The organism is Chryseobacterium sp. BGARF1, assembly GCF_001677955.1.
GTDB lineage: Bacteria > Bacteroidota > Bacteroidia > Flavobacteriales > Weeksellaceae > Chryseobacterium.
This window is the reverse complement of record NZ_LELA01000015.1, coordinates 17,772-31,009: the sequence shown is the minus strand read 5'-3', so window position 1 is coordinate 31,009 and position 13,238 is coordinate 17,772. Positions and strand designations below refer to the sequence as shown.

Below are 13,238 nucleotides of genomic sequence, written 5' to 3'. Positions count from 1 at the left end.
CAGAATATCTAAAATTTCCATATAACAAAAATACAAAAAAGCTTGAAGCAAGAGGCTTTTAGTAATAAGTCAAAAACTATACTTATAATATTTAAACTCTATTCATTCAATTGAACACTAAAAATCTCAAACTCAAAACTGGCATCGCTTTTGAACTTTTCACGAAAATTTTATAATGAGAAAATCTTTTTTAGCAATCTTACTTTTAGCAGCGTTATCGTGTGAGAAAAAACAAGATAAAAGTCCGGCAGTTTCTACAGATAATCTGAAAAGATCAAATGAAAGAACCGATACAAAACCTGAAGCGTTTTCAAAAGAAGTAGCGCTGAAAAAGACTAATGATGAGCTTTTACAAGCACTGAAAGTAGGTTATTATGATGTTTTTGCCAATTATATTCATCCTGAAAAAGGGGTGCGATTTTCGATGTATGCTTTTGTTAACCGAAATGAGGATAAGCATTTCTCAAAAATAGATTTTGAAAAATATCTGCATACAAAAACTATCTTTACTTGGGGCTCCAGAGATGGGTCGGGTGAGATTTATAAAGCAACTCTTGAGCAATATCTCAAAAATTGGGTATTTAAAAAAGATTTCACAAAATCTGACTATGCATTTGATACATTTTTAGGCACAGGTAATTCTCTTAATAATTTAAAAGAAATATATCCAAATACCAATTTTACAGAAAATTATATTCCCGGATCTGAAAAATATAGCGGAATGGATTGGAACGCACTCCGATTTGTGTTTGAAGAATTTGAAGGGAAATATTACGTAATCGCTATCATCAACGACGAATGGACGATTTAAAATTCCCCTTTTATGAAGGTGGATTCAATGAAGTTGAAGACGGGGTAGTTTACAGAATTTGTACCAACTGTTTCGTTAAATTTTTCCTAGAAAACTGCTCAATATTTTGAGTGTTTTCTAAAAGGTTTCCATTTTTCCACAGTTCGAATTTTTCTAAAATAAAATCTTCAATTTGTTTGGAATCATTGTATCCAAAATGTTTTCCGGCTTTTGTTTCATCTAAAATTTTTGCAACATCAGCTTCATTGGGTCCGAAAGAAATAATTTGTTTGCCCGTCGCTAAATATTCAAATATTTTTCCAGGAATAATGCCTTTTGAAGAGTCATTTGGAAAATTAGTGATCAACAAAAGGGAAGATTTCGCCATTTCATCAACCGCTTTATCGTGCGAAACGTAACCAAGATTCTGAATATGATCTTTTAAGCTTGATTTCTCAATAACTTCTAAAATTTTATCATCAATTCTCCCAACAAATTTTAGGTTAAAGTTTTCCGCAAAATCTGAATTGGTTTTCACTAAATTATCGAGTGCTTTCCAAAGGTTTTCAGGATTTCTTAATTGTTCTAAAACACCGATATAGCTTAAAGTAAATTTTGAAGCCTTCTCTGTCATGCTGAGCGAAGTCGAAGCATCAGTTTCATCAAACCCATTGGTGATACAAAACGCATTCGCTCCATTTTTACGGAAGTTTTCTGCATCGGTATAACTTGTTGCCAAAGTGATATCCGCAGTTTTGAACACTTCAGATTCCAATTGGCGGTGTTTTTTATCTGATCTGTTGGTCAGTTTTAGATGTTTATAATACGAAATTTCAGTCCACGGATCACGGAAATCGGCAATCCATTTTAAATCAGGGAATTTCTTTTTTAAATTTAAACCTATCAAATGCATCGAATGGGGCGGACCAGAAGTAACAATGGTCTCAATATTGTTGATCTTCAAATATTGCTCAAGAAACTGAGTTGAAGGATTAACCCAAAAAACGCGTGCATCGGGAATGAAAAAATTTCCTCTCACCCAAATCGAAAGTTTAGATTTCCAGCTTTGGTTGCTGCCCACATCAAATTGCCCCGCTTTGAATTTTTTGTTACTTTTATTAAGCTTTTCCGCCAATTGATAAGGCTCCCAGATTTTTGTTCTTACGATTTTCAAATCTTCCGGAACATCTTTCATTAAGCTTTCATCCAACAAAGGATAACTTGGGTTTTCAGGTGTATAAATAATCGGTTTCCAGCCAAATTCTGGAAGATATTTTGCGAATTTTAACCAACGCTGAACTCCTGGTCCTCCTGCAGGTGGCCAATAATAGGTGATGATCAATATTTTCTTTTGTTCCATATAATTTTGCAACCTGACATTCTGAATGAAGTGGAGCGTAATGAAGAATCTATTAAACTTAAATAATTCTATTAACTATTTTTGGAGGTGTTTCTCCAATTGGTTAAAATAATATTTTTCTGCAGTATAATAAGACCAATACTTTTCATTATTGTTAATTAATTCATTAAACGTAAAAGTCGTATTTAATTTTTTATGGCACTGCTCTTCAATGTTTTCTTCGTTCAAAGAGATTTTCTCACTGTTAATAAAAAGAATTGTACTATTTGAAAGTTGAGATATGTCTAAAAATTCACGGTATCCAATTATTGCAAAAGTGATAATTTTGTTATGTGAAAAATAATCAAATACTTTTTCAGTTGGATATTCATATTTATTATGAATTATATAATTCTTGAAAAATTCATCAATATTTTTTGAATCATCTGAAAACTCTATTAATCTTTTAAAATCAAACTCATCAATTAACAAGGGAATAATATAAACATCTTTTTCTTTAAAGTGTACAACTTCTATTGGTAAATTGATTTGAATCGGAGTTATGATATAAAAAATTTTCTGACCCATATTTTCTGTAATGTTATAATTCTTTAAATTATTTTATACAGTTTTTTCAACAATAATTTTTTTCTTTTTATTCAACCAGAAAATTCCGAAAGCACTCAATGCAATGAATAATCCGAAGCAAAGAAGAGAAATCCATTTTCCGGTTTCGATAACTTGCGGCTCAAAAACCATTTTGATATGATGGTTTCCTGCCGGAACGTGTACTGCACGCAATAAATAATCGGCTTTGATGTAAGGAACTTCTTTTTCGTCTACAAAAACTTTCCAGCCATGAGGGTAAAAAATTTCAGAGAAAACTGCCAGTTGTGGAGTTTTAGACTGAGATTTAAACTCTAATTCATTAGCTTCATATTTTGTCAGATTGATCGTTGCCGTAGAATCTGCCTGAACTGGTCTGTTATCGAAATATGATTTGTCAGAAGCATTAATAACAGCAGTTTTCTTACTGTCGATCTCCCCAATATATTTAATTTCTTCGTCTGGAGTATTTACAAATTTCAGATCACTTACAAACCATGCATTTCCATTGGCTTTAGGATTCGGAACAACTTGTGGCTCTCCCGGATTTCCAAAAATCATGTATTTTGTATTCAGTAAATTTAAAATTTTCGGGGTTTTTACGCTGTCAACTTTAGAAATATATTCATTAAGTAAATCATCATAGCGTCTCAATCTCACCGCATGATAACCTCCGATTGAAGCTTTGAAATAAGAAGTATTAGTTTCGCTGGTTGTTCCTAAAACCTGATTGTAAATTCTGTAATGTTTTTTATCTTTCTCAGCAATTGTTTCCAAAGTTTTATTCACAGGAATACTTGCCAAAATAGACTGTAAGTTGGCATTGTCGCCTACTTTTTCAGCTAAATAATCTGATCCTTCAGTTTGGAAAGGGTTTTCAGCAAAGATCTTATCTACATAATTATCGTCATTTAAATAACGTTTATTAACCGTCCAAAGATCAAATAAACTCACCAATCCAATGATAACCAAAGCGATGTTTTGATTTAGTTTTTGTTTTAAAGCAAAGAATAAAACGGCTACCGTAATTCCAACATATAATAATGCTTTGATAGCATCTGTTCTGAACATGCTGAAACGTTCATCAACCAAATAATCGAGTAGGAAAGGTGGTAAATATACTTTTTCGTTATCCGTGGCAAAACCTAAAATTGATTTTCCGAAAAAAATTAGAATTAAAGTTAAACCTAAAGTTCCACCTCCAACATACGTAAGGATTTTCTTTTTGTAGTCTTCTTCTAAAGTCTCACTATTGAAAAATCTGTATAATCCGATAATTGCAATTAACGGGAATAACAATTCCACAACAACCAAAATAGAAGAAGGTGCTCTGAATTTGCTGTAGAACGGAACATATTCTATAAAGAAATCTGAAAGCGGCATGAAGTTGCTTCCCCAAGCCAATAATATGGTGAGAATTGTCGCACCTAAAATCCAATAACGGTATTTTTTTGAGGCAAAAAAGAATCCCAAAAGTGCTAAGAAACAAACAATGGCACCTTGATAAGCTGGTCCGGAAGTTCCCGGTTGATCTCCCCAATACGTTAAACTTCCAAATCCTTTAGAAATTCGGTCGTACTCGGCTTGTGAACTTACATTATCCTGAACAAGCTGCTGCACTTTTTCCATCATCTCTTTTCCTTCAGGTTCCTGGCTTCCGCCTCCCATCAATCTTGGAATAAATAGATTTAAAGTTTCCAGCTGCCCGTAACTCCACATCAAGATACTTTCTTTGTCCATTCCCGTATTTCCGGCAGTATGGGTTTCGGTATTCAGAATTTGTTTTCCTCTTACCGTTTCTTTGATGTACTCAGAATTAGCCATGATTCGCTGGGAATTCATCCCAACTCCGATTGCTAAAGCGGAAGCTATAATTCCTGATGAAATTAAAAAATGTTTCATCGGAACCTTCTTTGTTATCGCTCTTACAAGTTCAGAAATAAATAAAAATCCTAAACCTAAGAACAGATAATACGTCATTTGCGGATGGTTTGCAGCAATCTGTAATCCGAAGAAAAGGGTAGTGACAATAAATCCGAGGACGTATTTTTTTCTGATATAAACCAATAAAATTCCGGCTAAAAGCGGTGCGAAATATTCTATGGTGTTTACTTTTCCGTTGTGTCCGGCTGCAATAATGATGTAAAAATAAGTAGAGAGCCCAAAAAAAGTAGCTCCGAGAAGTGCGTATTTCCAGTTTCGGACGGCAACCATTCCTAAAAGGAAAAATCCTGAGAACAGTAAAAACAGATAATTAACCGGTCTTGGCAAAATATTCAGATAGCTGTCAACTTTTTTGATAATATCTCCTTCAAAGCGGCTTCCCATTTGGTAAGTTGGCATTCCGCCAAACATAGAGTCGCTCCAATAAGTTTCTTTATCATAATTGTTTCGATAATCAATCAACTCTTTTGCGCCGCCTCGATACTGTACAATATCATGCTGAAAAAGCTGTTTCCCCGTAAAAACAGGAGTAGAATATAAAAATGCTAAAACTAAAAATGCAATTAATGAAACTGCAATATATATTAAGTTTTTGTTTTTTGCCATCTCGGTTATTAAGTAGATTTTAATTTAGGTGTTTTAGAGAGTCAAAATAATATTATCTTTTCTCTTTCACCTCTTCATAGTCCACAGTTTCTGCGTCCCACTTTACTTTTTGCTCAATATTCGTTTTTGAGTTTTTGGTTTCCTGCTGCTGACTGTTATTGGGTTTGAAGCCCATGAAATTATAAAACTTTTTGAAGAAAATTCTCTTCAAAATATTCCAGACAAAAAAAATAACAATAGTTGCGAGAACGATCTCAAAAATTCCTTTGATAAAAGACATATTACTTTTTATTTAATAATTCAAAGTTCAAGATTTCAAGTTTTAAAATTTCAGTTCTAAAACTTTCAGACACTCAAACCCTAAAACTTATTTAGATGAAGGGTTTACCATTACAGAAGAGTTAGAAACACTTTTCATCGACTGAGTTTGCTTCCCGTCTGAAATAGATTCTACCTGCGTAGTTTTTACACTGATGTTTTGGTTGTTAATCCACCCTGTATTTTGATCAAACTTAATAGTTCCGTTTTGAGACAATTCACTGCTCATGCTGTGAGTCATCGGACCTTGAGATTTTTTCTCTTCTTTTTTAGGAATTCCGCCAGTGATTGAAATTTCTACAATGCCGTTTCCTGCACTTTTCAGTGTGTAGTTTGATGTTACTTTGATTTTTCCTGCTTCATCTGCGCTTTCAGAAGTGCTCCATTTTTCACCGATTTTTGCTCCTTTTTTAGGAATTACAGAAAGGTTTTTTTCAAACTGATCTTTCAAAACTTTTTCGTTAAAGCTTTCTTTAAGGCTTGCTACAACACTAGCTCTTTGGTTAGCATCTTTAACGATGTTTTTAAGCGCATCAGAAATTTTTGTGTAAACAGCTTCAAATCCGGTGATAGAAATTACGTTTCCTTTCGTATCCATCTTCATATTCAGCTTGTTTCCGGTAAGTGCTTTGTTCACATTCCAGATCATTTTCAGATCATCTTCTTTAGGAAGAGGAAGTTTGGTATCTACAATAACAGTTTTTCCTTGAGCGGATTGAGAGTTTCTCTTTCCAATCAGGTTGATGGTAAGATCATAAACATTCCCTTTGATATCATTCACTGTGAAACTCATTTCGTCAGTAGATTCACTGGTTCCGGTCATGGTTTTACCTTGCGGATCAGTCATCGTTTTTGTATCTCTTTGGTACGTTGTCAAAGGATAAGTTTTTCCTTTTTCAAGTTTAAAAGTCTGTTTAAAAACGCCCACAGAATCTTTGATTGCAGCATCTGCTTTTACTTCTTTTACAGAATCTGCAGGAACTTCTACGGTGATTGTTTTTCCTGTTTTAGGATCTATTTTTGTTACGGTTGCTGTTTCCTTTTTACATGAAACAAGTGCTATTGAGATTAGCGCTAATGCTGCTATGTTTTTCATTAAATAATTTTAAAAAGGTGAATTAAATTTTTGTGATTTTCTGTCTCATTGCTTCATATAAAATCGCTCCACAAGCTACAGAAACGTTCAAAGATTGTGTTTTTCCTTCTATCGGAAGTTTTATTTTTTCGTCTGAATGATGCAGAACTTCTTTAGAAATTCCGGTCTCTTCATTCCCCATTACAATGGCGCAAGGCGCAGTAAAATCAACGTCGTATATCAATTTTTGTGCCTTTTCAGTTGCAGAAAATACTGCAATTCCACTTTGCTGTAGGAAATCTACAACGTGAGCCAAATTCGGTTCTTTACAAATTTTAATGTTGTACATCGCTCCGGCTGAAGTTTTTATCGCATCAGAATTTACGGGTGCTCCTCCTTTTTCAGGAATTACAATCGCATCAATTCCTACACATTCTGCAGTTCTGCAAATTGCTCCGAAGTTTCTTACATCAGTTAATCTGTCTAAAATTAAAATGAATGGCGTTTTGCCTTCTTCAAATAATTCAGGAACAATATTTTCTATTCTGTGAAACGGAACATCAGAAATAAAAGCCACTACACCTTGGTGGTTTTTCCTTGTAAAACGGTTAAGTTTCTCTACCGGAACGTAGTTGGGACGTATTTTATTTTTTGCTAAAATAGCTTTCAGTTCAGCGTAAATCTCACCCTGCAATGCATTTTGCACAAAAATTTTGTCAATAGTTTTTCCAGCTTCAATAGCTTCCAATACGGGACGAAGCCCAAAAATAAAATCGTCTTTCATTGATTTGTCATAAAAATTATATGGTGAATGGTCAATTGTCAACTTTTCTTCGAAATCAATTTTCAACTATGTATAAAATTCACAATTGACTTTTGACTTGCGAAGCAAAATTCACTTTCAACTATCTTCCTTTTTCTCCTAAAATTGCTCTTTTCTGCGCCATTGCATAGCCGTAGTGCAGACTTTCGTGCATGTTGTTAAAAATAATAGCATCCTGAATACTCTTCAAATCCATCCCGAAACTTGTGGTGTAAGGTGTGTAATCTGAAAAGAAATCACTGTCGAAATCTTTCATCAAAGTTTTTGAAGTTTCGGTCAGTAGAAATTCTAAATCTTCGACTTCAGATTTTTGAACATTCAGATTGGGTAACGTTCCTTTTTTGTACGTTTCGATCCAGTATTTATCAATTCTGAAAGGATTTCCACTCAGGTAATAATGCAGCAATTGCTGTGTAGCAACGGTGTGAGCAATATTCCAATAGATATTATTATTAAAACCATCCGGAATTAATAACAGCTCTTCGTGAGAAGTGTCCTGAAGAATATCTAAAAGATTTTTTCTAACCTGTCTGTGAGCTTGAAAATGATAATTCATTTTGCAATATTTTTAATCTTCAAAAATAGTTTAATAAACTGAAAATGACAATTCTTGACTTAATCAATGAATGAAAATTTATAGATTTTTATGAAATTAATGATTTTGTTGAGATAAATTTATTAAAAGACCGATTATTAACCTTATATTTAAGAAAGAAGATTTAACAAACTTTAACTCAAATATGGCATTAATTGTGTTGATTAGTGCAAGTATTTATCAGAAATTTACCCATTATTTTAATTCAAACTAATGTCAGATTCATATCAAGCAGAAGACATCCGTCAATTGACCGAAAAGGTTAAAGAACAAAATTATTTTTTTAATCTTCTAAGGCAGGAAATCAATAAAGCGATTATTGGTCAACATTACATGATTGATCGCCTTTTGATAGGGCTTTTAGGAAATGGTCACGTTTTGCTGGAGGGTGTTCCCGGTTTGGCAAAAACTTTAGCGATAAAGACTTTGGCAGAAGCGGTTCACGGCGATTTTTCAAGAATTCAGTTTACGCCAGATTTGCTTCCAGCAGATGTGGTGGGAACCATGATCTATAATATCAAAGAAAATGATTTTTCTATAAAAAGAGGTCCTGTTTTTGCGAATTTTGTTTTGGCAGATGAGATTAATCGAGCTCCAGCAAAAGTACAGTCTGCTCTTTTGGAAGTAATGCAGGAAAAGCAGGTGACTATTGGTGATGAAACAATGCCGTTACCGAAACCTTTCCTGGTTTTAGCCACTCAAAACCCAATCGATCAGGAAGGTACTTATCTTTTACCTGAAGCGCAAAGCGACCGTTTTATGCTGAAATGTAAAATCGATTACCCTGAATTTGAGGATGAAAGAAAAGTGATGAGAATGGTTTCTACTTCGCATCAACCTGAAATTAAACAGGTGATTTCATTGCAGAATATTGTTGAGGCAAAAGCAATTGTCAATCAAATTTATCTGGATGAAAAGATTGAAAAATATATTTTGGATATGGTTTTTGCAACCCGTTATCCTGAAAAATATGGACTTTCTGAACTGAAAAATTATATCAGTTTCGGAGCGTCACCAAGAGCATCAATTAACTTAGCCATTGCTTCGAGAGCTTATGCATTTTTGAAAGGGAGAGCTTTTGTAATTCCTGAAGATGTAAAAGCTTTAGCACAGGATGTTTTAAGACACAGAATCGGGCTTACTTTTGAAGCTGAAGCCGAAGAAATTACTTGTGAAGAAATTGTAAATAGAATTTTAGCTAAAATTCAAGCACCCTAATCGCAATTTGAAAATTTAAAAATGTAGAAATTTGAAAATTATCATCTTTCTCACTTTCAAATTCTCAAATTAGCACATTTTCAAATTGATTATGCAAATAAAAGATATTGTAAAAAAAGTCAAGCAAATAGAAATCCGTACCAGAAGGAAAACGGAAGCTACTTTGATGGGGCAATATCACAGTGCTTTTAAAGGACAGGGAATGACTTTTTCCGAAGTTCGTCCTTATCAGTTCGGAGATGAAATCCGCAGGATTGACTGGAATAAAACGGCTCGTTTCCGCGAACCTTTTGTGAAAGTAATGGAAGAGGAAAGGGAACTGACCATGATGATTCTGGTTGATATTTCCGCATCGATGGATTATGGTACAAAAATTCAACTGAAAAGAGAATATGTTGCAGAAATTGCAGCAAGTTTAGGATTTTCTGCAGCGGGAAATAATGATAAAGTAGGATTGATTTTATTTGCAGACAAAGTATATAAAGTGATTCCGCCACAGAAAGGGCGAAAGCATGTTTTATCAATGATCAGTCATATTTTGACCGCTGAATATGTTCCTGCAGTATCAAAAATGGATAAAGCTTTAGAATATATGATGGGGATTTTTAAAAGAAAATCTCTTGTGTTTTTGCTTTCAGATTTTGAGGATGATTACGATTCTAAAATTTTGAGAGTGGCTTCTAAAAAACATCAGCTTTTGGGAATGAGAATTTATGACGAAAAAGATAACGAAATTCCCGATGTAGGTTATACTTTATTATATGATGCCGAAACAGGAAATCAGATTTGGGCAAATACTTCGAGTGCAAGATGGCGATATACATTTGCTGAAGCACAAAAACAGAAACAGAGAAATCTGGAAGAAGATTTTGCCAATTCTTCAGCCCAGTTTCTGAACATCAATACCGGAGAAGATTACTCAAAAATGTTATATAATTATTTTCAGAAAAAATAAAATATTCAATAGGAGCGGACTTTAGTCTGCTTTACATGATAAAATAGAAAATGGGCTTTAGCCAAAATTTAGTATTTAAATTGAAAAAAATATTCTTATTACTCTCATTTTTTATCTGTGTAAATTCTTTTGCACAGCTGCTTTCTTCTAAACTGGAGAAAACGACGCTTGCTTTGGGAGAAGTTAATCATTTGGTTATAAAAATAGATAATCTTAAAAGCCGTGCAGTTATTACTGCACCAAAAGATGAGTTGCTGCCTTTTCATTTTGAAGAAATTTCAGACAGCATCAGCATCAACGCCAATACGTATGAAAGAAAAATAGAATTTGCTGTTTATGAAGTAGGAGTTTTTAAAATTCCAGAACTTGAATTTAAAGTGGGTGATAAGCTTTTAAAAACCATTCCTTACGAAATTGAAGTTATTAATACTGCTTTGAAAGAAGATCAGATCAATGACATTATGAGCAATAAGGAAGTCGATTTAGAAGCAACCGATTACTGGCAACTCTATAAGTGGTATATTTTGGCGGCAATCGCTTTTATTTGTTTGATTTTTGCGATTGTAATGTTTGTAAAGTATGGAAGAAGAAGAAAAGATTCTCCCGTTGTAGCGACAAATCAGACTTTAAAAGAATTAGATTCGTTAAAGAAGAAAAAATACATCGAAGACGGAGATTACCGTTCATTTTATGTGGAACTGATCGATATTTCCAGAAAGTTTATCACGAAACAATACCGAATTCCTGCAGATATTTTGCTGACGGATGATTTAATTGTTTTAATGAAAGAAAATAATACAATTTCGCAGGAGAACGAAAAAATTGTAGAAGATGTTTTCTTAAGAGGTGATTTGGTGAAATTTGCCAAAACATTCCCAGATAAAGAAGTGATGGAGAAAGATTTTGCAGAAATAAGAGACTTTGTGCAGCGCTCTTCCAAGGATTTAGAATTTGAAAACCTGAGAAAAGATGTTTGATTTTGAATTTTACAGTCCGTGGTTTTTTCTTTTGTTTTTGCTGTTTATTCCGCTTTTATTTAGAGATTTAAGTCAGAAAAAGAGAAAAGGAATTAAGATTCCCACTACCAAAAATATGAACAGCAGTAATGGTATTTTGCCTGTGCTTTTCTTATTGAAAATCTCAAAATATATCATCCTTTCAGCTTTGGTTATTGCCATGGCAAGACCTAGAACTTTTTCGGTTTCTCAAGATCGAGACGAAACAAAAGGAATCGACATCATGCTGGCTGTAGACGTTTCGCTAAGTATGTTGTCGAAAGATTTTGACCCGGATCGCTATGAAGTATTGAAAAAAATTGCAGTAGATTTTATCAATAAACGACCTAACGACCGATTTGGTGTGGTAAAATATAAGATGGAAGCTTTTCTGAAAGTACCTTTAACGTTTGATCATGATGCTGTAAAAGATGAAATAATAAACATGAACCAGCGGGAAATGGCAGATGGTACTTCCGTAGGAGACGGATTGGCGGTTGCCGTGAATCATTTGATAAAAAGCAAAGCAAAGAGCAAAATAATTATTTTGATGACTGATGGAGTAAATAGCAATGTGAAAAACCTTTTTCCACCGGAATTTGCTGCTCTTCTTGCTAAAGATAACCATATTAAAGTATATTGTATAGGGATAGGAACTAATGGGTATGCTTTAACGCCTTATGACTATGATGAGTTTGGGTATTTCTACAATGAACAAGAAGTTTCTATTGATGAAAATATGTTGAGAGAAATTGCTGTAACCACAGACGGTAAATATTACAGAGCAGATTCTGAAAGCAGATTACAGGAAATTTATGCGGAGATCAATAAACTTGAAAAAACCGATATCAATATTTCTAAGCTTTATAATTATGATGAGCATTTTAAACTTTTTCTTTGGATTGCTTTAGGAATGTTGGTTTTTGATGCTTTTTTACGTTGGGTACTTTATAAATTTTTAAGCTGATGGATTGGTATTTAGGAAATAATTGGTATCTGTTGTTATTGCTGCTTCTGCCGCTTTTATCATTTTTTCTGATGAGTTATCTGCGTTGGAAAAAAAGAAAAAGAGAATTATTTGCAGAGTCAAAATTTCATGAAAGTTTGTTTGAAAAAAATTCAGGATTTATAAAAATATTCCCTGTATTTTACTTTTTGGCAACACTTTTCTTGATATTTTCAATTATTGATCTTTTAAGTGGAGCCGAAAAAATAGAGACCAAGCAAAAGATGAATAACGTAATGTTTGTATTGGATGTCTCTAATTCTATGAATGCAGAAGATATTAACCCTGATCGACTTACCCAGGCTAAGAATTTGATCATCAATACAATGCATGAATTGAAAAATGATAAGATAGGTATCGTAATTTTTGCAGGTGAAGCAGTTTCTATCATGCCATTAACTACAGATTACAGCTCAGTAGAAAATTATATTACAGATTTGAGTACAGATAATATCACCATTCAAGGGACAGATTTTCTTTTAGCAATGGAAACTACAGCAACTAAATTTAAAAATATAAACAAAGGTTCAAGAAAAGTAGTTTTGATAAGCGATGGCGAAGATAATGAAGGGAACGATAATGCCGCAATAAGATTGGCAAACAAAGAAGGTATAGCTATTACTTCTGTAGGGGTGGGAACTGATGAAGGTGCACCTGTTCCTGTTTATAGCAATGGTCAGCTTATCGGGTATAAATTTGATCAAAATGGGGAAACTGTTATTTCTAAAAGACAAACCGGAGCTCTAAAAAAAATGGCAGAATCTACAGGCGGAACTTACATCGACGGAAACAACATGAATGATGCTCCTAAAAGAATTGCTGACGAAATCAACAGAAAGGTTTCGGATACTGTTACCACAGTCAATTCTCAAAATGCGAATCATTATTATCAGTACTTTTTAGGCATTTCGATATTTTTCTTTTTAATGATTTTCTTATTTAATCCTAAAAGAGATTTTAATATTTAA

Annotated in this window: 13 protein-coding genes; 6 read left to right on the top strand and 7 right to left on the bottom strand. The window is 33.6% G+C overall.

The genetic code is table 11. The features are described 5' to 3' along the window. The first annotated feature begins 175 nt into the window (after nucleotides 1–175). Nucleotides 176–811: a hypothetical protein gene (locus AB671_RS03100; RefSeq protein ID WP_066681409.1), complete on the top strand. Its 636-nt coding sequence runs from the start codon at nucleotides 176–178 to the stop codon at nucleotides 809–811. Nucleotides 812–860: 49 nt separating this feature from the next. Here the strand turns inward: AB671_RS03100 and AB671_RS03095 are convergent, their stop codons facing one another. From AB671_RS03095 to AB671_RS03065, 7 genes are all read right to left on the bottom strand, one after another. After that, entirely contained in the window at nucleotides 861–2,150 is a 1,290-nt protein-coding gene (locus tag AB671_RS03095; protein ID WP_066681415.1) for a glycosyl transferase family 1, read from the bottom strand. A 75-nt stretch (nucleotides 2,151–2,225) separates the two neighbouring features. After that, entirely contained in the window at nucleotides 2,226–2,717 is a 492-nt protein-coding gene (locus AB671_RS03090; protein ID WP_066681416.1) for a hypothetical protein, read from the bottom strand. A 33-nt stretch (nucleotides 2,718–2,750) separates the two neighbouring features. Continuing rightward, nucleotides 2,751–5,285, bottom strand: a complete 2,535-nt coding sequence (locus AB671_RS03085) for a YfhO family protein (protein WP_066681417.1) — start codon at nucleotides 5,283–5,285, stop codon at nucleotides 2,751–2,753. 52 nt (nucleotides 5,286–5,337) lie between these two features. Continuing rightward, a complete protein-coding gene (locus AB671_RS03080) occupies nucleotides 5,338–5,565 on the bottom strand; it encodes a hypothetical protein (protein ID WP_066681418.1) in 228 nt (75 codons plus the stop codon). 87 nt (nucleotides 5,566–5,652) lie between these two features. Continuing rightward, nucleotides 5,653–6,699 (bottom strand): DUF6263 family protein, encoded by a 1,047-nt coding sequence (locus AB671_RS03075; RefSeq protein WP_066681419.1) that lies wholly within the window; start codon nucleotides 6,697–6,699, stop codon nucleotides 5,653–5,655. A 22-nt stretch (nucleotides 6,700–6,721) separates the two neighbouring features. Next, a complete protein-coding gene (gene rlmB, locus AB671_RS03070) occupies nucleotides 6,722–7,462 on the bottom strand; it encodes a 23S rRNA (guanosine(2251)-2'-O)-methyltransferase RlmB (RefSeq protein ID WP_066681467.1) in 741 nt (246 codons plus the stop codon). A gap of 121 nt (nucleotides 7,463–7,583) precedes the next feature. Beyond that, on the bottom strand, nucleotides 7,584–8,057 hold the full coding sequence (locus AB671_RS03065; RefSeq protein WP_066681421.1) for a DinB family protein: 474 nt from the start codon (nucleotides 8,055–8,057) through the stop codon (nucleotides 7,584–7,586). Nucleotides 8,058–8,309: 252 nt separating this feature from the next. Between AB671_RS03065 and AB671_RS03060 the strand changes: the two genes are divergently transcribed. The 5 genes from AB671_RS03060 to AB671_RS03040 all read left to right on the top strand — a co-directional run bounded on the left by AB671_RS03060 (nucleotide 8,310) and on the right by AB671_RS03040 (nucleotide 13,238). Further along, nucleotides 8,310–9,314, top strand: coding sequence for an AAA family ATPase (locus tag AB671_RS03060; RefSeq protein WP_066681422.1), 1,005 nt, complete (start codon nucleotides 8,310–8,312; stop codon nucleotides 9,312–9,314). 91 nt (nucleotides 9,315–9,405) lie between these two features. After that, nucleotides 9,406–10,269, top strand: a complete 864-nt coding sequence (locus tag AB671_RS03055; protein WP_066681423.1) for a DUF58 domain-containing protein — start codon at nucleotides 9,406–9,408, stop codon at nucleotides 10,267–10,269. 80 nt (nucleotides 10,270–10,349) lie between these two features. Continuing rightward, nucleotides 10,350–11,246 carry a BatD family protein gene (locus AB671_RS03050; protein WP_410492646.1) on the top strand — a complete coding sequence of 299 codons (897 nt, stop codon included), beginning with the start codon at nucleotides 10,350–10,352 and terminating at the stop codon, nucleotides 11,244–11,246. Next, nucleotides 11,239–12,231, top strand: a complete 993-nt coding sequence (locus tag AB671_RS03045) for a VWA domain-containing protein (protein ID WP_066681426.1) — start codon at nucleotides 11,239–11,241, stop codon at nucleotides 12,229–12,231. Before AB671_RS03050 ends, AB671_RS03045 begins: the two co-directional genes overlap by 8 nt. Continuing rightward, a complete protein-coding gene (locus AB671_RS03040) occupies nucleotides 12,231–13,238 on the top strand; it encodes a vWA domain-containing protein (RefSeq protein WP_066681428.1) in 1,008 nt (335 codons plus the stop codon). Before AB671_RS03045 ends, AB671_RS03040 begins: the two co-directional genes overlap by 1 nt.